This window comes from Streptomyces sp. NPDC028419 (genome assembly GCF_055565515.1).
The window spans coordinates 118154-142740 of the sequence record NZ_JBVHUE010000009.1; the positions used below are offsets into that span (position 1 = coordinate 118154).

Sequence of the window (24587 nt, forward strand, 5' to 3'; positions counted from 1 at the left end):
AAGCGAGGGGAGCGCGTCGGGTGCAGTGAGCGGGGGCATGATTGACCCTGCTTCAGCCGACGCGCTTTCCAAGTACGAGAATTCGGGTGCGCATGGCACTGACCCTCCCTCCGGCGGGAGGTCGATGTCAAGCGGGTGGGACGGGCGTCTCATTATTTGAGCCCCTATGGACGGCCATCGAGCCCCCGAGGGGCCCGCCGGCCAAGGCGGGGTGAACCGCCGCGCCCGGTACAGGGAACGTACCGCGCACGAGCGCGCGGCGCAGCCGGTACTCGTCGAGTGGCCCGGAGAAGGCCATTCCCTGGCCGTGCGTGCAGCCCATCGCGCGCAGCGCCATGAGCTGCTCGGGCAGGTCCACCCCGTCGGCCACCGACTGCATTCCCAGATCGTTTGCGATCCGCAACAGACCTGCGGTGATCTTGTGCAGTCTGGGCGATTCGACCACGCCTTCGACCAGGCCGCGGTCCAGCTTGAGCACGTCGACGGGGAGCCTGCGGAGGGCGCTGATGGCCGCGTAACCGCTGCCGAAGCCGTCCAGGGCGATCCGGACGCCTAGCCGCCGCAAGGCCGTCAGGCGGCGCTCCAGCTCGTCGAAGGGCACTCTGGGGTCGCTGTCCGCCAGCTCGATCACCAACGCGTCCGGGGGCAGCCCGTAGCGGGTCAGCAGGGACTCCACCGAGCCGCCCGGCATCGACCGGTCCAGGAGCCGCTGAGCGGTCATCCGGACGGCCACCGGTACGTCGTGCCCGGAGCGGTGGCGGTCGGCCGCCTGGTCCACCGCCTCCTCCAGCAGCCAGCGGCTCAGCTCGGCGGTCCGGGTGGCGTCCGGCGCGGCGGCCCCGGCCGGTCCCGCGGGTCCGCCGGGGCCCGCCGCGCCCTCGCTGTACTCGGCCACCCGGAGGAATTCCGCGGGGGTGAAGAGGATCCCCTGGGCCGATCGCCAGCGGGCCTGCGCGGCCAATGCCGTGACCGCGCCATTGCCGAGGCAGACGACGGGCTGGTGGAGCAGCGCGAACTCGCCCTCATGGAGCGCGGTGCGCAGCCGCCCGGCCAGCTCCGCCTTGCGGACCACCTCGGCCTGCATCTGGGGCGCGTACAGCTCCACCCGGTTCTTGCCGCCGGCCTTCGCCCGGTACATGGCCAGATCCGCATTGCGCATCAGGTCCGAAGGGGTGATGCCGGGGTCGGCGAAGGCCACGCCGATGCTGGCAGCGACCCGGACCTCGCTGCCCGCGATCCGGTAGGGCTGGGAGAGCGTGGTGCGCAGCCGGTCGGCGATCTCGTGGACCTGGTACTCGCGGGCGGAGCGGTCCCGGTTGCCGTCGCCGAGGATCAGCGCGGCGAACTCGTCCCCGCCGAGCCGGGCCGCGGTGTCGCCGGCCCGGACGGAGTCCTGCAGGCGGCGGGCGGCCTCGATGAGCAGTTCGTCGCCCGCCTGGTGGCCGATGGTGTCGTTGACGGCCTTGAAGCCGTCGAGGTCGATGAAGAGCACCGCGGTGCTGTGGTCCCCGGCGCGGCGGCCGGTGAGGGCCTGGCGGACCCGGCGGGTGAACAGGGCCCGGTTGGGCAGGTCGGTCAGCGGATCGTGCTCGGCGCTGTGCTGGAGCTGGGCCTGCAGCCGGACCCGCTCGGTGACGTCCCGGCTGTTGAGGATGAGCCCGCCCTGGTGCCGGTTGACGGTGGACTCCACATTGAGCCACTCGCCGTCACCGGACTTGAAGCGGCATTCGATGCGGGTGGTGGGCTCCTCGGCCGGCGGCGCGGCGAGGAACCGGCGCACCTCGTGGACCACCCGGCCGAGGTCCTCGGGGTGGATGAGGGCGGAGAGTTCGCTGCCGACCAGCTCCTCGGCGTCGCGGCCGTAGACCCCGGCGGCGGCGGGGCTGACGTAGCGCAGTATCCCGGTGGGCGCGGCGATCATGATCACATCGCTGGAGCCCTGGACCAGGGAGCGGAAGTGGTTCTCCTTCTGGGCCAGTTCCTGGGTCAGCGCGATGTTGTCGAGGAGCATGATGCCCTGCCGGATGACCAGGGCGAGCACGACGGTGCAGCCGGTGAAGACGACCATGCGGTCGACCTTCCGGCCCTCGATCACGTTGTAGAGGATGCCCAGGGTGCACACGGCGGCGGCGAGGTACGGGGTCAGCGCGGGCAGCGACCCGGTGATCGGGCGGCTGACCGGGCGGCCCTCGCGCGCGTGCGCGGAGAGCTGCTCGGCGCCGTGCACGGCGCCCCGCCGGGCCGCTGCCGTGCGGCCCGCTCCCCCGCGCCCGCGCCGCGGGCGCGGGTCGGGCGCGGGGCGGGGCGCCTCGGGGACCGGATGCATCCGCCGGGCGCCCCAGGGCGCGTAGGCCAGGAGCAGCGAGCCGGCGAACCAGCCCGCGTCGAGCAGCTGGCCGGACTGGTAGTGGGCGCTCAGCAGCGGCGAGGTGAAGAGGGCGTCGCTGAGCACGGTGAGCGCGAGGGCCGCGATGGCCGTGTTGACGGCCGAGCGGTTCGTCGCGGAGCGGCGGAAGTGCAGGACCAGCACCATGGAGACCAGCGCGATGTCCAGCAGCGGGTAGGCCAGGGACAGCGCGGCGCGCGGGACGCTGCCGAGGGCGCCCGACTGGGCGGTCCGGGCGGCGTGCGCGAGGGCCAGGCTCCAGGACAGGGTCAGCAGGGATCCGGCGATCAGCCAGGAGTCGAGTGCGAGGCAGACCCAGCCGGCCCGGGTGACGGGGCGCTTGGCGAGGACGAGGAGTCCGACGATGGCGGACGGTGCGAAGCAGAGGAAGGCGAAGTCGGCGACCGAGGGTTTCGGCACTTCCTGGCCGAGGACGACCTCGTACCAGCCCCAGACGAGGTTGCCGACGGCCGCCATGAGCGAGGAGAACGCGAACAGCAGCCAGGCGGGGCGTTCGCGGCGGCCGATGGTCCTCGCGTAGTGGTAGCAGGAGACCGCGGCCAGTAATCCGGCGCCGCTGAGGCCGAAGTCGCCCATGATCTCGGCGGCTTCCTTGGACCCCCAGCCGACGGCGGCCCCTACGGCATAGCCGGCGCTGATCACGGCGAGGAGGAGCTGCGCCGCCAGACCCCGGCCGCCGCTGACGGCGGGCGGCCGGGTCAGCAGGGCCCCGGGGGCGCTCACCGGTCCGCCCCGCTGGCCGGTTTCCGCACGCACTGTCGTCGCTTCCGGCGGCCGAGCCGCGTCGGATCGTTCACCCATTGGCCGTACATCGCCCGTCGCCCCCCAAAATGTCTGAATCACTCCCCAGCGCCAGACGAACGCGCTGCAGCCCCTTGGTCCGGACGATACACCACTTTCGTCACTCAGGGACATAGATGCTCTACTCTCCGTCACCACCAGGGGAGTTGTGGACACGCGGTGCGCTCGCGCGACTACGGGCGGTGCGCGGGGCCGGCTCAGGTCGTGGTCAGCACCGTGTTCGCGAGCGGCTCGCCGGCGGCCAGCGCGGTGAGTTGGCGGACCACCAGTCGCTTCGCCCGTGGCTCGAAAGCGGAGCTGCTGCCACCGACATGGGGGGTGATCAGGACATTCGGAGCATGCCAGAGGGGGTGCCCCTGGGGCAGCGGTTCGGGGTCGGTGACGTCGAGGGCCGCCCGCAGCCGGCCCGATTCCACCTCCTTCAGCAGGGAGTTGGTGTCGACGACCGGTCCGCGCGCGACGTTGACGAGCAGCGCGCCGTCCCGCATCCGGGCCAGGAACCCGGCTCCCGCGAGCCCCCGGGTGTCCTCGGTGAGCGGGGTGGAGAGGATCACCACGTCGGCCTGCGGCAGCAGCCCCGGCAGGTCGGCGAGGGCGTGCACGGGGCCGTGGGCGGCGGTGCGCGCCGAGCGGGCGACGCGGATGATCCGTGCGCACTCGAAGGGGGCGAGCCGGTCCTCGATGGCGGCGCCGATCGATCCGTAGCCGACGACGAGGACGGTCTTGTCGGCGAGGGCGTCGTAGAAGCCGGAGCGCCACTCCTCGCGGTCCTGGCCGCGGACCATGCCGGGGATCCCGCGCAGGGAGGCGAGGACGAGGGTGAGGGCCAGCTCGGCCGTACTGGCCTCGTGGACGCCGCGGGCGTTGCAGAGGTGCACGCCGGGCCGCAGGTCGTCGAGGCCGCCCAGGACGTGGTCGATGCCCGCGGTCAGGGTCTGCACCACGCGCAGGTCGGGCATGTGGGCGAGCGGACGCAGGGTGACTTCCGGGGACTTCATGTAGGGGGTGACGTAGAAGACGCAGGCGGCCGGGTCGGCCGGGAACTCCTCCTCGCCGTCCCAGTGCCGGTAGCGGTAGGCGTCGGGGAGACCCTCGATCTCCTCGGCGGGGAAGGGCAGCCAGACGTCCTCGATCTTTGAAGTCATGATCGCGAGGCTATGCGAAGCGATCCAGGTCGAGCCGTTAGTTTGTGTGGCGGACCGGGAGGGGGACCCAGGAGTGGAGCGCAGGTCGATCGGGGCATCGGCTCTGACGGTGGGTGCCATCGGGCTCGGCTGCATGCCGATGAGCTGGGGGTACGCCGCCTCGGGGCGCCGGAGCGAGGAATCGCTGCGGACGGTGCACACCGCGCTGGATCTGGGCGCCAGCCTGCTGGACACGGCCGACATCTACGGGCCCTACACCAACGAGCTGTTGGTGGGGCGGGTGCTCCAGGAGCGCCGGGCGGAGGCGTTCGTCTCGGCCAAGGTCGGGCTGCGGGCGGGCGACCAGCACGTGGTGGCCGACGGGCGGCCCGGGTACGTGCGGCGGGCCTGTGACGCCTCGCTGCGGCGGCTGCGGACCGACGTCATAGACCTCTACCAGTTGCACCGGGTGGATCCCGACGTGCCGGTGGAGGAGACCTGGGGGGCCATGGCCGAGTTGGTCGGGGCCGGCAAGGTGCGCGCGTTGGGCTTCTGCGCGCTCGGGGCGGGCGCGGGGCCCGGGGCGGGGCGGCTCGGGGACCGCGCCTACACGGCGACCCTGCGCCACTTGGACCGGATGCAGCAGGTGTTCCCGGTGAGCGCGGTGCAGGCGGAGCTGTCGGTGTGGTCGCCGGAGGCGGCCTGGCAGCTGCTGCCGTGGTGCCGCACGCGCGGGGTGGGGCTGCTGGCGGCCATGCCGGTGGGCAGCGGCTTCCTGACCGGGACGCTGACGCCGGGGCAGGGCTTCGAGGAGGCGGACGCGCGGGCCCGGCACCCGCGGTTCACGGCGGACGCGATGGCGGCGAACCAGGTGCTCGTCGCGGGGCTGCGGCGGATAGCCCGGCGGCACGAGGGGCCGGGCGGGCGGCCCGCGACGGTGGCCCAGGTGGCGCTGGCGTGGGTACTGGCCCAGGGGCCGCAGGTGGTGCCGGTGCCGGGGGCGGAGCGGGCGTCCTGGGCGGCGGAGAACGCGGGGGCGGCGGAGGTGCGGCTGACGGCGCTGGACCTGGAGGAGGTCGCGGCGCTGCCGGTGGCGGTGGGGGCCTGGGACTGACCGGGACGCGGTGGTCCGCCCGGCCGTCCGATCGCCCTCTTCCCCGTTCGGGGCCGTCCATCCCCACTCGATCGAGTGTACGAAGGGCTGGAACTTCGCCGGCCGCGCCGGCTGTTGAGACTGGTGACCGGCAGGATCGACGGGCAGTGGACAGTGGAAGGGAGCAGGGCGATGGGTGCGGGAGCGATGCGGGGCCGCGGCGCGACGGGGAGCGCGGCGGTACGGGGCGGGGCGGTACGGAGCGGGGCGGCACGGGGTGTGTGGGCGGCCGTGGCCGTGGTCGGCTGCGGGGCGTTGCTGGTGGCCGGGTGCGCTCCGGCCGGCGGGCCGGGGTCCGGGGCTCCGGCGGGTTCCTCGCCACCGGCGCGGGGGGCCAGTCCTTCCGGGGGCGGTGCCGCCTCCGCGGGGGCCTCGGCCCCGGGGCCACCGGCGAAGGGGGCGGTGACGGTGTCCGGTGAGGTGGCCAAGGGCCTGGAATCGCCGTGGGGCGTGGCCCCGTTGCCGGGAGGGGACCTCCTGGTCGCCTCGCGGGACAAGGGCACGATCACCCGGGTCGACGCCAGCACGGGGAAGGCGACGGAGATCGGCAAGGTCTCCGGGGTGGCTCCGGGCGGCGAGGGCGGGCTGCTCGGTCTGGCCCTGTCCCCCTCGTACGCCTCGGACCACCTGGTCTACGTGTACTTCACGACGGAGTCCGACAACCGGATCGCCCGGCTCAGGTACGACGAGCAGAGACAGCCCGGCCAGCAACTGGGCGCCCCGGACACCGTGTTCCGGGGGATCCCCAAGGGGCTCGTGCACAACGGCGGTCGGATCGCCTTCGGCCCGGACAAGATGCTCTACGCGGGGACGGGCGAGACCGGGGAGACCGGGCTCGCTCAGGACAAGAAGTCGCTGGGCGGGAAGATCCTCCGGATGACCCCGGACGGGCAGCCCGTGCACGGGAATCCGGAGGCCGATTCGGTCGTCTACTCCTACGGGCACCGCAATGTGCAGGGGCTGGCCTGGGACAAGGACAAGCGGCTGTGGGCCTCTGAGTTCGGCCAGGACACCTGGGACGAGCTGAATCTGATCCGGCCCGGCGGGAACTACGGCTGGCCCGATGCCGAGGGGAAGGCGGGCAAGCCCGGTCTCATCGACCCGGTGGCCCAGTGGAAGACCGATGACGCCTCACCGAGCGGGATCGCCTTCGCGCAGGGCTCGATCTGGATGGCGGGCCTCAAGGGCGCCCGGCTGTGGCGGATCCCGTTGGACGGCACCAAGGCGCTCGCGGAGCCCGAGGCCTTCCTCCAGGGGACGTACGGGCGCCTGCGGACGGTGGTGTCCCTGGGCGGGGACAAGCTGCTGCTGGTCACGAGCGAGACGGACGGGCGCGGGACGCCCGAGGCGGGGGACGACCGGATCCTGAGCCTGACGGTCCGGTAGCCCGCCGCTCCCGGTGGGCCCGGCCGGCCCCGGCCGCCGGGGCCGGGAGCCGCTGCCTCAGGAGGGGACGGGGGTGAACAGGCGCAGGCGGTGGGCGAGGGCGGCCGCCTCGCCGCGGCCGGCGACGCCCAGCTTGGCCAGGATGTTCGAGACGTGGACGCTGGCCGTCTTCGGGGAGATGAAGAGCTCCTCGGCGATCTGACGGTTGCTGTGGCCCGCCGCGACCAGGCGCAGTACGTCCCGCTCGCGGCTGGTCAGGCCCAGGCTCTCGACCGGGTCGGTGTCGGGCCCGGCGGGAGCCGGGGCGGCGCCCTCGTCGGGGTCGGTGAGCTGGAGGCGGCCGCGCCGGGCGAGCAGGGCCAGGTCGTCGCGGAGCCGGAGCGAGCCCAGGTGCTCGGCGGTCGCGTGGGCCGCGCGGACGAGCGCGGCGGCGTGCTCGCGGTCGCCGCCCGCGGCCAGCAGTGACTCGGCGACCCGGTGGCGGACCCGGGCCAGCAGGTACGGGCGGTCCAGCGGCTCGATCGCGGCCTCGACGGCGATCCAGTCGGCGGGGGTGTCGCGGTCCTCGGCGCGCAGCAGTTCGGCGCGGACGAAGTCGGCGTGGGCGGCCCACAGCGGCACCGGGGCGGCCAGGTCGAGCATGGCCCGGCGCAGGGTCCGCACGGCCTCCTCGTGGCCCGCGGCGGCGGCCGGGAGGCCCCGGGCGTCGGCCTCGGCGGAGGCGGCGGCCAGGAGCAGGGGCCAGGCGTAGCGGTGGTGGCCGAGCGGGAATCCGGCGCGGATCGCCTCGGCGACCTCCGTGCGGACGTCGATGATCCGGCCCTCCAGCGCGGCCAGGCCGACCGCCAGGCGGTACATCGGGATCCGGTGCTGGGGCTGGGCGTCGTGGGTGCCGAAGTGTTCGTGGGCGGCGGCGAGCCACTCGGCGGCGCCGGCCACGTCGCCGCGGGCCAGGGCGAGGTAGGACAGGCGCGCCGAGGCCATGCCGCGCGGGGCGGCGCTCTGGCTGACGCGCAGGGTGCGTTGGGCCGCCTCGGTGGCCTCGTCCCAGCGGCCGAGGCTGTACAGGCTCTCCGCCATGTTGCCGCGGACCCAGGCCTCGGAGTCCAGGAGCCGGGAGGCTCCGACGAGTTGGACGCCCGCTTCCGCGAGTTCCACCGCTTCCCGTGAGCGGCCGTTGTTTTCGAGCTGAGAGGTGAGATTGATGTGAACGCGACCCGAGAGCATGGTCAGGCCGAGTTCGGCGGCCCGTTCCTTGACCTCCTCCATCAGGGCGAGCCCGCCCGGCACGTCCCCGGCGTCCGCGAGCAGGGAGCCCAGGGTGATGCGGGAGTGCAGTTCGACTTCCTGGGCGCCGACCATCCGCGCGTACTCGACGGCGCGTTCGGCGGCCGCGATGTTGTCGAGGCCGGGGTTGTGGATCATGCCCCACCCCGCGGCGCGGGAGAGCACTTCGGCGTGCACGTGGGACGGGGGCAGCCCTTGGACGAGTTCCTGGGCGGTGCTCAGTTCGGCCCAGCCGTCGCCGCGGCCCAGGCTGGCGACCAGCTTGGACCGCTCGGTCCAGAACCAGGCGGAGCGCAGCGGGTCGTCCTCGTCCTCCAGCATCCGCAGGGCCATCTTGGTTATCTTCAGGGCGCGATCGCGCTCGCCGCCGAAGCGGGCCGCGACGGTGGCCTCGGCCAGCAGGTCGAGGCGGCGCAGCGGGGTCGTCTCGGGGTCGCAGCCGCAGGGCGGGTACACCTCGGTGTAGTCCGCCGGGCGCAGCTCCGCGCGGACCTCCGCGGGCGCGCTCTCCCACAGGTCGATGGCCCGGTCCAGCAGCCGGAGCTGTTCGGCGTAGGCGTGTCGGCGGCGGGCGGTGACGGAGGCGGCGAGCACGGCGGGCAGGGCCTTGGCCGGATCGTTGGCGCAGTACCAGTAGCTCGCGAGCCGGATGGTCCGCTCCGAGCTGCAGACGAGGTTCTCGTCGGCCTCCATGGCCTGTGCGTAGCGGCGGTTGACGCGGGCCCGTTCGCCCGGCAGCAGGTCGTCGCTGACGGCTTCGCGGACGAGGGAGTGCCGGAAGCGGTAGCCGTCCCGATCGGCGCTGGCCAGCAGGATGTTGGCGCCGACGGCGGCGCGCAGCGCCTCGATCAGGGCGTCCTCGGGCAGCTGGGCGACGGCGAGGAGGAGCTCGTGTTCGACGGTGGAGCCGCCTTCGGCGACGATGCGCACCACGCGCTGGGCGGCGTCGGGCAGTACCTCGACGCGCACGAGCAGCAGGTCGCGCAGGGATTCGGTGAGGCCGGTGCGGCAGCCGCTCTCGCGGCAGGCGACCAGTTCCTCGACGAAGAAGGCGTTGCCGTCGGAGCGGTCGAAGACGGTCTCGACCAGGGCCTCTTCGGGGGGCGCGGCCAGGATCCCGGCGAGCTGGCGGCGTACTTCCGCGCGGTTGAAGCGGGACAGCTCGATCCGCTGGACGGAGCGCAGCCGGTCGAGTTCGGCGAGCAGCGGGCGCAGCGGGTGCCGGCGGTGGATGTCGTCGGCGCGGTAGGTGGCGACGACGACGAGCCGGCCGGTGGAGAGGGTGCGCAGCAGGTAGGCGAGGAGGTGCCGGGTCGAGGTGTCCGACCAGTGCAGGTCTTCCAGGACGATGACGACGGTGCGGTCGGCGGCGAGGCGTTCCAGCAGGCGTACGGTCAGCTCGAAGAGCCGGGCGGTGCTCTCCTCGTCGTGCGGTCCGCGGGGGGTCTCGCCGAGCTCGGGGAGGATCCGGGCGAGTTCGTCCTCCTGGCCCGCGGCGGCGGCGATCAGCTGCTCGGGGAGCTGGCGGCGCAGGCTGCGCAGGGCAGCGGAAAAGGGGGCGAAGGGAAGACCCTCCGCCCCTATCTCCACACAGCCGCCGACGGCGACGACGGCGCCGCGCCGTTCTGCCTCGGCGAGGAACTCCTCGGTGAGGCGGGTCTTGCCGACCCCGGCCTCGCCCCCGATCAGGAGGGCTTGCGGTTCCGGGCCCGCGGCCCGGGTCAGTGCGTCGGTGAGTACGGCCAGTTCGTCGGCGCGGCCGACGAACACCGGGCTGACAGATCTGGTCTCCACGCCGCCGAGCATCGCACAGCGTCGCTCGGGAGTGACACCGGATATTGGTGCGCTTCTCATCACGTGTCAGATCACGTGGTGCGTGGCGCGGGTTACGCGGCCGGGGTGAACCGGCTGCGGGTCTCCCTCACCGGCCTTTCGGAGGCCTTCTTGAGAGAGAAGGCGCGGCGCCCGCCCCGGGCCTTGGCCAGGCGCACCTGGCGGTACTCGGCGGCCTCACGGATGAGCTCGTCGCGGTGGGCGATGGCGATCTCGTACACGAACATCTCGTACTCCCTGGTCCTGTTTCTCGGTCACCTCGTTCGGTGTGATCCAAGAATCTCGTCCCAGGGGGTGCGCGGGCATCGGGCGCATGCCGCATCTCGGTGCGGTCGGGGGCCTTAGGCGGGTGGCCCCGGGCCGCCGGGCGGACTAAGGCGGGGTGCCCACCCGCCCGGCGGCCTAGGCATCGGGCCTAGGCCCGTGACTCCAGGGACCCCTGCCCAGGGGTGGTCCTAGGCGGCGGCCGCGGCCTTGGGGAGGGGGAAGAGGACGTCGAAGTACATGAGGCCGAAGATCAGCACGCCGATGACGCCGAGCGCGACGGCGACCCAGGAGACGGCCTTGACCCACTGCGGGTTGACCCGGCCGGGGGCGCCGAAGGAGGGGCCGACCAGCACGAACATGCCGATGAGGAGGGCGATCGTGGAGAAGACGCCGTTGACGAGGGCGGTCATGTGCCAGCCGTCGCTGTACAGGGCCTGGATCTTCTGTTCGGTCGAGGTGGCGTTGACCGACTCGATCTGGCCTATGAGGCCCTGGCGTTCGGTGATCACCCGGGCGACCCAGGTGCCGCTGAGGGCCACGAGGGAGAGACCGGCGCCCGCGACGGCCGCGGCGGCGGCGAAGACACCGGTGGGGCGGTCCTCGGCGTCCTGGTCCAGGAGCGCGTCGGACTCCTCGTCGTCGAACTCCCCGTCCGGGTCGCCGACCACGTCCGCGATATCGGTGGCCTCGACATCGGTGGCGGTGGTTGCGGTGACGGTGGCCTCGGTCGACTCCTTGGAGTCCGACTCGGGCGCGTTCTGGGCGGGGGTCTTCGTGGTGTCCATGCGGGGCACCGTAGGCGGCGTATCTGAGAGGTTCCTGAGAGCCGCATGTGCGGCTGTCCGCCGGGCCGCCCGCCGGCGGCCGCCGCCCGTGTCCGCGGGTCCGGGCGACCCGTCCGACCGCGGTCGGACGGGTGCGGTCGGGCGGGTGCGCCGGTCGGCGGGCTCAGCCTTGCCGGGCGCCGTCCCATTCGTGGGCGAGGAGCGCCCAGACCTCGGTGTTCTGCAGGACGCCCCGGTGGCGGTGGCTCTCGCGCATCACGCCCTCGCGGGTCATGCCGAGGCGCTGGGCGACGGCGAGGCTCTTGGTGTTGAGGGCGGAGGCGTGCCACTCGATGCGGCGCATGCCGCGCTCCCGGAACGCGTAGTCGATCAGGATCCCGCAGGCCTTGGTGATCAGGCCGCGCCCGGCGGCGGTCGGCTCCAGCCAGCAGCCGATCTCGCAGGTGCCGCCGTCCGCGTCGAAGGTCCGGAAGAGGACCCCGCCGACGAGGGTGCCGTCGACCCGGATGCCGTAGAGCCGGCCCGTGTCGGTGGCCGCCTTCTGGGCGTAGTTCCCCAGCAGGGTGCGGGCCGACGCGAGGTCGGTGGCGGCGTCGGGGAAGCCGATGTGCTCCCCGATGTACGCGCGGCCGCGCTCCATGTGCGCGAAGAACTCTTCGGCGTGCCGGATCTCCAGGGGGAACAGCTGGGCGTCGTCGGCCAGGGGTATCGAGAACATGCGGGTTCCTTCGGCTCCTCCGGTGCCCGGCCCGGCGCGTCAGCGGGGCGCGGCAGCCGGTTCGTCGGTCGTACTGCGCTGCGCGGGCAGTGTCGCACGGGAGCGGCACTCGGGAGGCTCGATGCTGATCTTGGGCAGCCGGCGGTCGAGCCAGCCGGGGATCCACCAGTTCGCGCCCCCGAGCATGTGCATGAGGGCGGGCACGAGCAGGGTGCGCAGGACGAAGGCGTCGAGGGCGACGGCGACGGCGAGGGCGATGCCGAACATGGCGATCAAGCGGTCGCCGCTGAGGACGAAGGCGAGGAAGACGGAGATCATGATGACCGCCGCCGAGTTGATCACGCGGCTGGTCTCGGCGAGGCCGACCCGGACCGCCCGCCGGTTGTCACCGGTCTCCAACCACTCCTCGTACATCCGGCTGACCAGGAAGACCTGGTAGTCCATGGACAACCCGAAGAGGACGGAGACCATGATCACCGGCAGGAAGGGTTCGATCGGGCCCGCACTGCCCAGGCCCAGCAGTTCGCTGCCCCAGCCCCACTGGAAGACCGCGACGACGACGCCGAAGGACGAGGCGACGGCGGCGACGTTCATGGCGGCCGCCTTGACCGGGATGCCTATGGACCGGAAGGCGAGCAGCAGCAGGACGCAGCCGAGGGCGATGACGACGCCGACGAAGAGCGGCAGCTTCCCGATGATGACCTCGGCGAAGTCGTCGTAGCCCGCCGTCACGCCGCCGACGTGGAGGTCCATGGTGTGGCCGCGCTCGGCGCGCGGGATGACGTCCTCGCGCAGCCGGTCGACCAGGTCGCTGGTGTCCCGCGACTGCGGGGCGGAGGTCGGCACGACCGTCAGGACGGCGGTGTCCCCGCTCCGGTTGAAGACGGCCGGCCCCGCGGCCGCGACGCCGGGGGTGGCGCGCAGGGTCTCGCCGAGGCCGTCGAGGGCGACGCGGTCCGCCGGGCCGTCGAGCCGGGCGACGAGGGTGAGCGGGCCGTTCACACCGGGGCCGAAGCCGTCGGCGAGCAGATCGTAGGCCTGCCGGGTGGTGGAGGCGGCCGGGTTGTTGCCCTGGTCGGAGGTGCCGAGGTGGAGCGAGAGGGTGGGCAGCGCCAGGACGACCATGACCACGGCGGCCAGCGCACCGAGCAGTTTGGGCCGGCGTTCCACGAAAGCGGACCAGCGGACGGCGAAGCTGGTGGGCGGCTCCGGCTGCGGGCCGTCGGTGGCGAGCCTGCGGCGCTCGCGGCGGGACAGGGCGCGCATGCCGATGTACGAGAGGAGCGCGGGCAGCAGCGTGACCGAGGCGGCGACCGTCAGGACGACGGTGAGCGAGGCGGCCAGGGCGACCCCGTTGAGGAAGTTCAGGCGCAGGACCAGCATGCCGAGCAGCGCGATGCAGACGGTGGCCCCGGCGAAGACGACGGCCCGGCCGGTGGTGGCGACGGCGGCGCGGGCGGCCTCGTCGACGGACAGGCCGCGCCGCAGGCCCTTGCGGTGCCGGGTGACGATGAAGAGCGCGTAATCGATGCCGACGCCGAGCCCGACCAGGGTGCCCAGCATCGGGGCGAAGTCGGCGACCGGCATGGCGTGCCCGAGCAGGGTGATGCCGAAGTACGCGGTGCCGACGCTGACCAGGGCGGTCGCCAGGGGCAGCAGGCTGGCGGCGAGCGAGCCGAAGGCGAGGAAGAGGACGACACCGGCGACGGCGACGCCCAGCACTTCGGCGAGGTGGGCCGAGGGGGCCTCGGTGAGGCCGATGGCCCGGCCGCCGAGTTCGACCTGGAGGCCGTCGCGTTCGGTGGCGGGGTTCTTCGCGGCGGCCACGACCGCCTTGGCCTGCGCCTTGGGGACCGCGTCGGCCGGCCGGTCGAAGGTGACGACGGCGTAGGCGGTGCGCCCGTCCGCGCTGATCCGGGCCGCGCCGTCGGGACCGTAGGGGCCGGCGACCGAGCCGACTCCGGGCAGTGCGGCGACCGCGTCGAGGGCCCGGCCCATGCGCTGTTGGACCTCGGGCGAGCGGGCGTTCTCGTGCTCCGGGGTCCGCCACACGATGGTGTCGGTGTCACCGCCCTGGCCGTGGAAACCTTCGCGCAGCAGGGCGTGGGCCTTGCCGGACTCCGTGCCGGGGACCTCGTAGTCGTTGGAGAAGGCGGTTCCGGCGCTCGCGGCGGCCGCCGCGGTGGCGCCGAACGCCAGCAGCCAGAGCATGACGGCGACGAGGCGGTGCCGCATGCACCACCGTGCGATTGCTGCCAACGAACGTGCTCCCTGGTGGTTCGGATCCTTTGCCGGGGAACAGCCCGTCGGAAAGAACGCGTATGCCCGAGGTGGTCTACACCGTCACGATCTCAACGATTGGTGATCGTTGGCCCCCTTCGTGGGCATCGTCACAGGATACGGAGGGGGAAGGGGCCGGGGTCGGGACCTTGTCCCCTCACCAAGGGCCCCCGGGCCCCCACCCGGTGGTCCCTACTCCCGCGGCTGCTCCCCCGCGCCCTCGTCCGCCCGGTACCCCGGGAGCGAGGGCCAGCGCACGGTGAGGACGACGGCGTCCTCCTCCGCGTACCAGGAGTGGTCCACCCCGCGTCCCCAGATCACGTAGTCCCCCTGTTCGGCGAGGACCACGGTCCGCCCGGGGAACTCCAGCCGGAAGCGCCCGCTGATGAGGACCTGCAGCGCGGTGCGCTCCTCGCCCGTCACCCACTGGGCGCGCTCCTCGCCCTTGGGGTGGACGCCCCACTTGATCTCGACGTCCGCGCTGTGCCGGGGGTCGTCGGCGGCCTTGAAGTGGCCGAGGAGCCAACCGCGGTCGGCGGCGGCATCGGGGCCCGCCTTGCCGGTGTGGACGAGCCCGTCCGAACTCGCGGGGACGGGGCGGTGGGCGCGATCGGTCGCATCGGTCATGTGGGGAGGCTAATGCACTTGCGTTGAGGGCATATTGCCTGCTGAGCTGCACGGATGACGATGGATCTTGATGTAGTGAGGGCCCTGTTCGACGCCGAGGCCCGCCGCGGGGCGCGGTCGGACGGGGACCGTTCCCTGGTGGAGCACGACGGGGACGTCGTACGGCGCGTCTCGCGCGGCCCGGGCTGGAACGGAGTGCTCTGGTCGGATCTCGACGAGGACACCGCGGACGCGCGGATCGCGGCGCAGATCGCCTACTTCGAGGACCGCGAGGTGCCGGAGTTCGAGTGGAAGCTGTACGACTACGACGCCCCGGCGGACCTGGGCGCACGCCTGCTGGCCGCGGGCTTCGTGCCGGAGCCGCCCGAGACGCTGATGGTGGCACGGGTCGCGGACATCGCGCGCGAGGCGGCGACCCCCGAGGGGGTGACGCTGGTGAACGTGACGGACGTCGAGGGCGTCGACCTGATGATGGACGTGCACGCCCAGGCCTTCGGCGAGAACCGGCCGCGGATCCGGCACGCGCTGATCACCCAGGTGACCCGGGCCCCGGAGACGATCCTGGCCGTGGTCGCGATGGCGGACGGCCAGCCGGTCAGCTCCGCGCGGATGGAGATCACCCCGGGCGCTTCCTTCGCGGGCCTGTGGGGCGGCGGCACCGCGCCGCAGTGGCGGGGCAAGGGCATCTACCGCGCCCTGGTGGCCCACCGCGCGCTCGCGGCGGCCGAGCTGGGGATCCCCTACCTCCAGGTGGACGCGTCGAGCGAGAGCCGCCCGATCCTGGAGCGGCTGGGCTTCGGGGTGCTGGGGGTGACGGTGCCGTACGTGTGGGTCGGGAAGTAGCGGCCCCGAGCGGTGGCGCGGGGCCGGGTCACCGCGGGTTCGACCCCCCGGCCCTTCCTCCCGCCGGCCCGGGCGGGCAAGATCAGCGCCATGGATCGCATCGCACCCCCACTGACCGGCAACGAGCGCGAAACCCTGCGCGGCTTCCTCGACTTCCACCGCGCCACCCTCTCCATGAAGTGCGAGGGCCTCACCGACGAGGAGCTGCGCCTGCCGGCGTCGCCGCCCTCGACCCTCACCCTGCTCGGCCTCGTGCGGCACATGGCCGAGGTGGAGCGCCACTGGTTCCGGCGCGTGCTGGCGGGCGAGGACGTGGCGCACGTCTGGTCCGACGAGCACGACTTCCAGGCGGCCTACGACGCCTCCACCTCCACCCGCGCCGAGGCCTTCGCCGCGTGGGAGGCGGAGATCGCCTTCTCCCGCCGGTTCGAGGCCGAGGCCGATTCCCTCGACGTGACGGCCTACTTCGAGAAGTGGGAGGCGGACGTCTCGCTGCGCCTGGTGATGCAGCACCTGATCCACGAGTACGCCCGGCACAGCGGCCACGCCGACCTCCTGCGGGAGGCCATCGACGGCACCACCGGCGCCTGAGCTCGGGACCGCGGCCCCGGGCCCGGCCCCGGACCCCGTTAGGCGGCCCGCCAGTAGCCGAGGCCGTTGACCCGCTGCTTGGGCAGGGCCAGCTCCTTGCGCAGGTACGACGTCAGCGTCCGCGTGGTCGTCGTGTCGCACGCGAGCCACACGTAGGCGGAAGCCGGGTCGTCGATCAGCGCCGGCAACTGCGCCTTGACCTGCTCCACCAGGGCCGATCCCCCGCGGGCGACCCGGCGCACCTCGTGGCGCGCCGCGTCCGCGCGGACCGGCAGGTCGGCGTCCGAGTCGTGCTGCGTCTCGAACCAGATGGTGGCCGGGGTCCGCGGGAAGGCGTCCAGCAGGGAGTTGATGGCGGGCAGCGAGGCCGCGTCACCGATCACCAGCAACCGCTCCGGCGCCGGGGCGGGCGCGGTGAAGCCCGTTCCCTGCACCGTGGCGTCGATGGTGTCTCCGGGCTTCGCGTCGCGCGCCCAGCGGCTGGCGACCCCGTCGTGCAGGGCGAATTCGAGGGTGAAGGTGCCCGCGGCCGGGTCGGGGTCCACCAGCGTGTAGGCCCGCTGGTGCGGCTTGCCCTCGCCCTCGAACCACACCCGCACCCACATCGTCGGGTGCAGCGAGTCCCCCGCGGCGGCGAGCAGGCCGCCGTCCGAGAGGTGGACGCGGCGGTAGTTCTCCGTGACCTGTTCCGCCCCCGTCACCGTGAACGTGAAGTCCTTGCCCCGCAGCAGTTTGAGGACCACGCCCTCCCAGCCCTTGGCAACGCCCATGTCCGCCCTTCCCCCTGACTTTCCCCTGGCACACGTTTTCGGCCTTATAGTTAGGCCAGCCTAACCTAATGCACTTGGGGAACAGTGTGAGCAGCGCTACCAATTCGGGCCCGGAGACCGCTCCGGAGGACGCCCCCGACGACCACGCCCGCTATCGGGACGCATGGGGCGTTCCCCATCTCCGCGCGGCCGACGGCATCCGCCTCTCCTACGCCCAGGGCCGGACCACCGCCCTGGACCGCGCGTGGCAGCTGGAGGTGGAGCGGCGCCGGTCGCAGGGATCCACCGCCGCCTTCCTCGGCGCCGGCGAGGTGGCCTGGGACCGGTTCGCCCGCCAGTGCCGGCTCGACGACACCGCCCGGCGCTGCTTCGAGGCCCTCGACGCCGACACCGCCGCGTGGGTGCGGGCGTACGTCGACGGGGTCAACGACGGCATGGCCGCCGGCGCGGCCCGCGACGAGCGCTTCGCCCGCACCGGCCTGGTGCCCACCCCTTGGGAGCCCTGGGTCCCGCTCGGGATCTGGCTCGCCACCCACGTCCTGTTCGCCGGCTTCCCCACCAAGCTCTGGCGCGCGCGGGTCGCCGCCGCCCTCGGCGACGAGGCCATCACCCTGTTCGCCACCGACGGCCCCGGCACCGCCGGCAGCAACGGCTGGCTCGTACCGGGCGAGCGCACCTCCACCGGCTCCGCGATCATCGCGGGCGACCCGCACCGCTTCATCGAGGACCCGGGGGTCTACCAGCAGATCCGCCTGGCCTGCCCCGAGTTCGACGTGGTCGGCCTGGCCGTCCCCGGGGTCCCGGGCCTGGCGCATTTCGGCCACACCGGCTCCGCTGCCTGGGCGATCACCAACGCCATGGCCGACTACCAGGACCTGTACGTCGAGCGGCTCACCCGGATCACGGACGCCACGGGCGAGCGCGTCGAGGCCCTCGGCCCGGACGGCGCCACCGAGCCCGTCGCCCGTCACATCGAGACCATCACGGTCGCGGGCGCCGACGGCGCGGCCCCCACCGAGGTCGAGGTCGAGGTGCTGGAGACCGCCCGCGGCCCGGTCGTCATCGACACCCCCGAGCAGAGCGTCAGCCTGCGCTACCCGGCCCGGGTCCGCGCGGACCTCGGCTTCGCCGCCCTGCCGGCCCTGCTCCGGGCGCGTACGGTCGCCGACATCGACCGCGCGGTCGACGGGTGGGCCGAGCCCGTCAACGTCGTGCACGCCGCCGACACCGGGGGCGGCCTGCTGCACCGGGTCGCGGGCGCCGTACCGCTGCGCCACCCGGACAACCGGTTGCGCCCGGTCCCCGCCTGGGAAGCGGGGTACGCGTGGCAGGGCTGGGCCGATCCGCCCGTCGAGCCCGTGCGGGGCTTCGCGGTGATGGCCAACGCGCGCGGGATCGCCTCCCCGCTGGGCGTGGAGTTCGCGCCCCCGCACCGGGCCCACCGGATCCGGGAGCTGCTCAGCGGTTCGGACGAGTGGTCCGCCCCGGACATGGCCGCCGTGCACCGGGACGCCTTCCTCGGGTCCGCCGCCGCCGTGTTGGACCGGCTGCCCGCACCGGACGGCCTCTCCCCCGAGGCCGCGAAGCTGCGCGAGCGGCTGCTCGGCTGGGATCGGCACATGGCGGCCGGGAGCACCGACGCCACCCTGTTCGCGGCCCTGCGCACGGCGCTCGTCCGGCGGATCGCCGCCGACCCCGCGCTCGCCGGGCTGGCCGCGGCGCCGACCGGACCGTCGGTCTTCCACCCCTGGCTGTACCTCGTCCCCCGGGTCGGCTACGCCCTGGAGGGCCTGCTGACCACCGATCTGCTGCCCGCGCTCGACCGCACCGCGCACCTGCGCGCCGCCCTGGAGGAGACGGCCGCGACGGCCGCCCCCGACACGGCGTGGTCCGAGGTCCACCGGCTCGCGCCCTGGCAGGCGCTGCACGACCCCGGGGCGAGCTGGCCCGGACTGGGCGGCGACCACGACTGCGTGAACGCCACCTCCTCCGTCCCCGGGGTCACCGACCTCAGCTCCCGCGCGTCGGCGGCCCGTTACGTCTGGGACCTGGCCCGGCGCGAGGACAGCCTGTGGTCCGTCCCGCTGGGCGCGGACGGGGTCACCGGCTCCGCGCACCACCTCGACCAGCTCCCGCTCTGGGCGCGGGGCGAACTCGTCCCGGTCGTCACCGACTGGACCCTGCTCACCAAGGAATCGATATGACCTCCCCCGCCGCCTCCCGTCGGCAGCCCGTCCACACCCAGCACGTGGAGGGCTTCGGCACGGTCACCATCACCCCCGTGGACCCGGTCGGCGACGCCGAGTTGATCCACGGCTGGGTCACCGACGAGCGCGCCCGCTTCTGGGGCATGAACGGGGCGAGCCTGGAGCTGGTCCGGGAGATCTACGCGGACGTCGACCGGCGCGACACGCACCACGCCTTCATCGCACGGCGCGAGGGCGCGCCGGTGGCGCTCTTCCAGACGTACGACTGCGCGGCGGACCGGGTCAGCGAGTGCTACGAGGTCCAGCCCGGGGACACCGGCGTGCACCTGCTGATCGGCCCCGCGGACGGCGCGGCCGAGCGCGGTTTCAGCGCCGGCCTGCTGACCGCCTTCATGGGCTACGTCTTCGCCGACGGGCGCACGGTCCGCGTCGTCGCGGAGCCGGACGCGCGCAACGAGAAGGCGATCGCGCGCCTGGAGCGGACCGGCTTCGTCCTGGGCCCGGAGGTCGAACTCCCCGAGATCGACCTGCCCGAGGTGTACCTGCCCGCGAAGCCGGCCCGCCTCGCCTTCCTCAGCGCCCCGCGCCGCCCGCGCCCGTAACACCCCCCTCCCCGGCCTCGACCTCGACCTCGGCGAGGAAGCCGCTGATCAGCGCCTCCCAGGCGGCGGGGCTCTCGGCGAAGGGCAGGTGTCCGGTGGGCAGTTCGGCCCACCGGGCGCCCGGGATCGAGTCCGCGACCTCCCGCTGGCGCGGCTCCGGTACGAGCCGGTCCCTGGTCGTCGCGATGACCAGGGCCGGTACGTCGAGGGACGCCAGGTCGGGGCGCGCGTCCGCGCCCGGCACCAGGGCCGCCTGGTCCCCGCCGCCGGGCGGGAAGGAAGCGGCCGTGGCGGCCACGGTCTCGGCCAGTCGCTCCGGGGTCAGCGCCTCCAGCGCCTCCGGACTGAGCACCAGGGGCACCAGCACCTTCGCCAGGAGCTCCGCCTCGCCCCGCGCGGCCAGCTCGGACCAGAGCGAGGTGACGAGCGAGAGCCGGTTGTCGGCGCGGGCGAAGGTCGCCGTGAGGACGAGGGCGGTCACCCGCTCCGGGTGGCGGGCCGCGACCCGGGCGGCGACGTGCCCGCCGAGCGAGTAGCCGAGCACCGCGAACCGCTCCAACCCCTCGGCGTCGGCCGCGGCCACCAGCTCGTCCGCCAGCTCGTCCAGGGTCAGCGGGTGGTCGGCGCGCGGAGTGCCGCCCGAACCGGGGTAGTCGACGCCGACGACGGTGCGCCGCGCGGCGAGCCCGTCCAGGAGCGTCCCGAAGTTCGATTCCACGGACCCGCCTCCCCCGTGGGCGAGCAGCAGCCCGGGCCCGCCGCGCCGCCCGCGAACGGTGCGGGCGTAGGTGGCGGTGGTGGCGGCGGTGGCCTGCGCGTGGGCATGGGACATGACGGTCTCCCCGTAAATTCGCTAATGATCGCTACAGAAAGAACCGTACCCGATTTAACTATCGATCGCTACAGAACTATCGCCGCCGCATCGTCAGGGGCACGGCGGCAGGGCAGCCGGTACGCCGACGGCCCCGCACCGGAGATCCGGTGCGGGGCCGTCGCGTGGAGCCCGGGGAACCTACTCGCTGACGCCCAGGCGCTCCAGGATCAGTTCCTTGACGCGCGCCGCGTCCGCCTGGCCGCGCGTGGTCTTCATGACCGCGCCGACCAGCGCGCCGACGGCCGCGACCTTGCCGCCGCGGATCTTGTCCGCGATGGCCGCGTTGCCCGCGATGGCCTCGTCGACGGCCGCGCCGAGCGCGCCGTCGTCCGAGACGACCTTGAGGCCGCGCTTGTCGACGACCTCGTCCGGGGTGCCCTCGCCCGCGAGGACGCCCTCGATGACCTGACGGGCGAGCTTGTCGTTCAGCTCGCCGCCCGCGACGAGCGCCGCGACCCGGGCGACCTGCGCCGGGGTGATCGGCAGTTCGTCGACGACGACGCCCTGCTCGTTGGCGTTGCGGGCCAGCTCGCCCATCCACCACTTGCGCGCGGCGGCCGAGTCGGCGCCCGCCTCGATGGTGGCGACGATGGAGTCCACCGCGCCCGCGTTGAGGATCGACTGCATGTCGTGCTCGCTGACCCCCCACTCCTCGCGCAGCCGGTTGCGGCGCACGCGGGGCATCTCGGGGAGAGCGGCGCGCAGTTCCTCGACCCAGGTGCGGGCCGGGGCCACGGGTACGAGGTCGGGCTCCGGGAAGTACCGGTAGTCCTCGGCGTTGTCCTTGATGCGGCCGGAGGTGGTGGAGCCGTCCTCCTCGTGGAAGTGACGGGTCTCCTGGAGGATCGAGCCGCCCGACGAGAGCACCGCCGCGTGGCGCTGGATCTCGAAGCGGGCCGCGCGCTCGACGCTGCGCAGCGAGTTGACGTTCTTCGTCTCGCTGCGGGTGCCGAACTCGGACTCCGGGGTGGGGCGCAGCGACAGGTTCACGTCGCAGCGCATCTGGCCCTTGTCCATGCGGGCCTCGGAGACGCCCAGCGCCTTGATGACCTCGCGCAGCTCGGCGACGTACGCCTTGGCGACCTCGGGGGCGCGCGCGCCCGCTCCCTCGATCGGCTTGGTGACGATCTCGATGAGCGGGATGCCCGCACGGTTGTAGTCCAGCAGCGAGTGGGACGCGCCGTGGATGCGGCCGGTGGCGCCGCCGACGTGCAGCGACTTGCCGGTGTCCTCCTCCATGTGGGCGCGCTCGATCTCCACGCGGAAGATCTCGCCGTCCTCCAGCTGCACGTCGAGGAAGCCGTTGAAGGCGATCGGCTCGTCGTACTGGGAGGTCTGGAAGTTCTTCGGCATGTCCGGATAGAAGTAGTTCTTCCGGGCGAAGCGGCACCACTCGGCGATCTCGCAGTTCAGCGCGAGACCGATCTTGATCGCCGACTCGATGCCGATCGCGTTGACGACCGGGAGCGCGCCGGGCAGGCCGAGGCAGGTGGGGCAGGTCTGCGAGTTGGGCTCGGCGCCCAGCTCGGTCGAACAACCGCAGAACATCTTGGTGCGGGTGCCCAGCTCGACGTGGACCTCGAGGCCCATGACGGGGTCGTACGACGCGAGGGCGTCCTCGTACGACAGGAGTTCGGTGACGGTCACGGTGAAACTTTCCCTCTCAGCCGAGCAGGACGTCGTCGTCGCCCAGGCGCTTCAGCTCGCGGTACAGGATCGCGAGGCCGGTGATGATGGCGGCGGCGGACACGACGGCGTCGACCAGCTTCAGCGTGTCGTGCTCGGTGCGGGCCTTCTTGGCCTGCTTGACCACGCTCAGCGCGCCGAAGGCGGTCGTACCGATCGACAGGTACGTACCGGACTTGGACTTCTTGAAGCCTTTGGCCTTGGTCAGTGCACTCACAGGGACGGAGCCTCCTCCAGCAGCGGGTGACCCCAGCGCGCGACGAAGGCGGCCTCGACGGCCGCACCGACCTTGTAGAGCCGGTCGTCCTTCATGGCGGGGGCGATGATCTGCAGTCCGACCGGGAGACCGTCCTCCGGGGCCAGGCCGCAGGGGAGCGACATGGCGGAGTTGCCGGCCAGGTTGGTCGGGATGGTGCACAGGTCCGCGAGGTACATCGCCAGCGGGTCGTCGGTGCGCTCACCGATCGCGAAGGCGGTGGTGGGCGTGGTCGGGGAGACGATCACGTCGACCTGCTCGAAGGACTTCTCGAAGTCCCGGGTGATGAGCGTGCGGACCTTCTGGGCCGAACCGTAGTACGCGTCGTAGTAGCCGGAGCTGAGCGCGTACGTACCGAGGATGACGCGGCGCTTGACCTCGTCGCCGAAGCCGGCTTCGCGGGTCAGGGCCGTGACGTCCTCGGCGGACTTGGTGCCGTCGTCGCCGACGCGCAGGCCGTAGCGCATGGCGTCGAAGCGGGCCAGGTTCGAGGAGCACTCGGACGGCGCGATCAGGTAGTACGCGGCCATCGCGAGGTCGAAGGACGGGCAGTCCAGCTCGACGATCTCGGCGCCGAGCTCCTTGAGCAGCTCGACCGACTCGTTGAAGCGCTGGACGACACCGGCCTGGTAGCCCTCGCCGGAGAACTGCTTGACCACGCCGACGCGCATGCCCGCGACGGAGCCGTTGCGGGCCGCCTCGACGACCGGCGGGACCGGGGCGTCGATGGAGGTGGAGTCGAGCGGGTCGTGGCCGGCGATGACCTCGTGCAGGAGCGCCGCGTCCAGGACCGTACGGGCGCAGGGCCCGCCCTGGTCCAGGGACGAGGAGAACGCGACCATGCCGTAGCGGGAGACGCCGCCGTAGGTGGGCTTGACGCCGACGGTGCCGGTGACGGCGGCGGGCTGGCGGATGGAACCGCCGGTGTCCGTGCCGATGGCGAGCGGCGCCTCGAAGGCGGCCAGCGCGGCCGCGGAGCCGCCGCCGGAGCCGCCGGGGATGCGGGTGAGGTCCCACGGGTTGCCGGTGGGGCCGTAGGCGCTGTTCTCCGTGGAGGACCCCATGGCGAACTCGTCCATGTTGGTCTTGCCGAGGATGACGACGTCGGCTTCCTTCAGCTTGCGCGTCAGGGTGGCGTCGTAGGGCGGGATCCAGCCCTCGAGGATCTTCGAACCGACGGTGGTCGGGACCCCGACGGTGGTGAAGATGTCCTTGAGCGCGAGCGGTACGCCGGCCAGCGGGCCGAGCTCCTCGCCCCGCTCCCGCTTCGCGTCGACGGCGCGCGCCTGGGCGAGGGCGCCCTCGCGGTCGACGTGCAGGAAGGCGTGGACCTTCTCGTCGACGGCGTCGATGCGGGCGAGGTGGGCCTCGGTGACCTGGACGGCCGTGAGCTCGCCGGAGGCGATCTTCTCGGCGGTCTGGGCGGCCGTGAGCTTGATGATGTTGATGTCCGTCATGGTGATTAGTCCTCCCCCAGGATCTGCGGCACCTTGAAACGCTGCTGCTCCTGAGCGGGGGCTCCGGAGAGCGCCTGCGCGGGGGTGAGCGACGGACGGACCTCGTCCGCGCGCATGACGTTCGTCAGCGGGAGCGGGTGGGAGGTCGGCGGGACGTCTTGGTCGGCGACCTCGGAAACGCGGGCGACCGCGCCGATGATGTCGTCGAGCTGTCCGGCGAAGTGGTCAAGCTCTTCGCTCTTGAGCTCCAGACGTGCCAGCCGAGCGAGGTGGGCGACCTCCTCGCGCGTGATGCCAGGCATGCAGCGATCCTCTGGGGTGGTGTATCGGGTTTCTGGTTTCGCCCCCAATCCTATGGGGCGCGCGCCCCGACCCACGAAACGGCCGCTTCCCAGAGGGCCGAACCCCGCACCCCACCCAAAGACGCCCTCAAACGCCGGGCAGGCTGAAGGCGCCCGGCCCGGCCGCATCCAGCCCCGCCGGCGTTTGAGGCGCCCCCACGGCGCCGCCCAACGACGCCCTCAAACGCCGGGCGGGCTAGATGTGGCCGGGCCGGCCGGACTGCGCCCGGCCCAGCCACATCCAGCCCCGCCGGCGTTTGAGGCGCCCCCACCGCACCGCCCAAAGACGCCC

20 protein-coding genes are annotated in these 24587 nt (G+C 73.1%); 6 read left to right on the forward strand and 14 right to left on the reverse strand.

Annotation, left to right across the window (positions count from 1 at the left end; genetic code table 11):
- Positions 1-127 precede the first annotated feature (127 nt).
- Together ACZ4UB_RS13355 and ACZ4UB_RS13360 are read right to left on the reverse strand one after the other, a co-directional pair.
- Positions 128-3130, reverse strand: a complete 3003-nt coding sequence (locus ACZ4UB_RS13355) for a putative bifunctional diguanylate cyclase/phosphodiesterase (protein ID WP_468070227.1) — start codon at positions 3128-3130, stop codon at positions 128-130.
- Positions 3131-3405: 275 nt separating this feature from the next.
- Positions 3406-4353, reverse strand: coding sequence for a 2-hydroxyacid dehydrogenase (locus ACZ4UB_RS13360; protein ID WP_468070228.1), 948 nt, complete (start codon positions 4351-4353; stop codon positions 3406-3408).
- 73 nt (positions 4354-4426) lie between these two features.
- On the opposite strand from ACZ4UB_RS13360, the gene ACZ4UB_RS13365 reads away from it, so the two are divergent.
- A complete protein-coding gene (locus ACZ4UB_RS13365) occupies positions 4427-5446 on the forward strand; it encodes an aldo/keto reductase (protein WP_354380018.1) in 1020 nt (339 codons plus the stop codon).
- Positions 5447-5716: 270 nt separating this feature from the next.
- On the forward strand, positions 5717-6871 hold the full coding sequence (locus tag ACZ4UB_RS13370) for a PQQ-dependent sugar dehydrogenase (RefSeq protein ID WP_468070297.1): 1155 nt from the start codon (positions 5717-5719) through the stop codon (positions 6869-6871).
- Between the two features lie 57 nt (positions 6872-6928).
- Here ACZ4UB_RS13370 and ACZ4UB_RS13375 read toward each other — a convergent pair whose 3' ends face one another.
- From ACZ4UB_RS13375 to ACZ4UB_RS13400, 6 genes are all read right to left on the reverse strand, one after another.
- Complete coding sequence (locus ACZ4UB_RS13375; RefSeq protein WP_468070298.1) at positions 6929-9964, reverse strand: helix-turn-helix transcriptional regulator; 3036 nt, start codon at positions 9962-9964, stop codon at positions 6929-6931.
- An 80-nt stretch (positions 9965-10044) separates the two neighbouring features.
- Positions 10045-10218 (reverse strand): hypothetical protein, encoded by a 174-nt coding sequence (locus ACZ4UB_RS13380; protein ID WP_354380017.1) that lies wholly within the window; start codon positions 10216-10218, stop codon positions 10045-10047.
- A gap of 228 nt (positions 10219-10446) precedes the next feature.
- Positions 10447-11043 (reverse strand): hypothetical protein, encoded by a 597-nt coding sequence (locus ACZ4UB_RS13385; RefSeq protein ID WP_468070229.1) that lies wholly within the window; start codon positions 11041-11043, stop codon positions 10447-10449.
- A gap of 163 nt (positions 11044-11206) precedes the next feature.
- Positions 11207-11761: a GNAT family N-acetyltransferase gene (locus ACZ4UB_RS13390; RefSeq protein WP_468070230.1), complete on the reverse strand. Its 555-nt coding sequence runs from the start codon at positions 11759-11761 to the stop codon at positions 11207-11209.
- A gap of 39 nt (positions 11762-11800) precedes the next feature.
- Positions 11801-14020, reverse strand: a complete 2220-nt coding sequence (locus ACZ4UB_RS13395; protein ID WP_468070231.1) for an MMPL family transporter — start codon at positions 14018-14020, stop codon at positions 11801-11803.
- Positions 14021-14233: 213 nt separating this feature from the next.
- A complete protein-coding gene (locus ACZ4UB_RS13400; protein ID WP_468070232.1) occupies positions 14234-14668 on the reverse strand; it encodes a cupin domain-containing protein in 435 nt (144 codons plus the stop codon).
- 60 nt (positions 14669-14728) lie between these two features.
- Here ACZ4UB_RS13400 and ACZ4UB_RS13405 point away from each other — a divergent pair, with 60 nt between their 5' ends.
- Positions 14729-15511 (forward strand): GNAT family N-acetyltransferase, encoded by a 783-nt coding sequence (locus tag ACZ4UB_RS13405; protein ID WP_468070299.1) that lies wholly within the window; start codon positions 14729-14731, stop codon positions 15509-15511.
- A 90-nt stretch (positions 15512-15601) separates the two neighbouring features.
- Positions 15602-16102, forward strand: a complete 501-nt coding sequence (locus tag ACZ4UB_RS13410) for a DinB family protein (protein ID WP_468070233.1) — start codon at positions 15602-15604, stop codon at positions 16100-16102.
- Between the two features lie 38 nt (positions 16103-16140).
- On the opposite strand, the gene ACZ4UB_RS13415 is transcribed toward ACZ4UB_RS13410, so the two are convergent.
- The gene (locus tag ACZ4UB_RS13415) at positions 16141-16872 is read right to left on the reverse strand and encodes a siderophore-interacting protein (protein ID WP_468070234.1); all 732 of its coding nucleotides are present in this window, start codon (positions 16870-16872) and stop codon (positions 16141-16143) included.
- Positions 16873-17069: 197 nt separating this feature from the next.
- Here ACZ4UB_RS13415 and ACZ4UB_RS13420 point away from each other — a divergent pair, with 197 nt between their 5' ends.
- Both ACZ4UB_RS13420 and ACZ4UB_RS13425 read left to right on the forward strand, forming a co-directional pair.
- Positions 17070-19076 (forward strand): penicillin acylase family protein, encoded by a 2007-nt coding sequence (locus tag ACZ4UB_RS13420; RefSeq protein ID WP_468070300.1) that lies wholly within the window; start codon positions 17070-17072, stop codon positions 19074-19076.
- The gene (locus ACZ4UB_RS13425) at positions 19073-19681 is read left to right on the forward strand and encodes a GNAT family N-acetyltransferase (protein WP_468070235.1); all 609 of its coding nucleotides are present in this window, start codon (positions 19073-19075) and stop codon (positions 19679-19681) included. The genes ACZ4UB_RS13420 and ACZ4UB_RS13425 overlap by 4 nt, the downstream gene beginning before the upstream one ends.
- On the opposite strand, the gene ACZ4UB_RS13430 is transcribed toward ACZ4UB_RS13425, so the two are convergent.
- From ACZ4UB_RS13430 to gatC, 5 genes are all read right to left on the reverse strand, one after another.
- Positions 19653-20513, reverse strand: a complete 861-nt coding sequence (locus ACZ4UB_RS13430; protein WP_468070236.1) for an alpha/beta fold hydrolase — start codon at positions 20511-20513, stop codon at positions 19653-19655. The genes ACZ4UB_RS13425 and ACZ4UB_RS13430 overlap by 29 nt on opposite strands.
- Positions 20514-20693: 180 nt before the next feature.
- Positions 20694-22202, reverse strand: coding sequence for an Asp-tRNA(Asn)/Glu-tRNA(Gln) amidotransferase subunit GatB (gatB, locus tag ACZ4UB_RS13435; protein WP_468070237.1), 1509 nt, complete (start codon positions 22200-22202; stop codon positions 20694-20696).
- 16 nt (positions 22203-22218) lie between these two features.
- Entirely contained in the window at positions 22219-22458 is a 240-nt protein-coding gene (locus ACZ4UB_RS13440) for a hypothetical protein (protein WP_330332777.1), read from the reverse strand.
- Positions 22455-23960 carry an Asp-tRNA(Asn)/Glu-tRNA(Gln) amidotransferase subunit GatA gene (gene gatA / locus ACZ4UB_RS13445; RefSeq protein ID WP_468070301.1) on the reverse strand — a complete coding sequence of 502 codons (1506 nt, stop codon included), beginning with the start codon at positions 23958-23960 and terminating at the stop codon, positions 22455-22457. The genes ACZ4UB_RS13440 and gatA overlap by 4 nt, the downstream gene beginning before the upstream one ends.
- Positions 23960-24256, reverse strand: coding sequence for an Asp-tRNA(Asn)/Glu-tRNA(Gln) amidotransferase subunit GatC (gatC, locus tag ACZ4UB_RS13450; protein ID WP_073772988.1), 297 nt, complete (start codon positions 24254-24256; stop codon positions 23960-23962). The genes gatA and gatC overlap by 1 nt, the downstream gene beginning before the upstream one ends.
- Between the last annotated feature and the right edge of the window lie 331 nt (positions 24257-24587).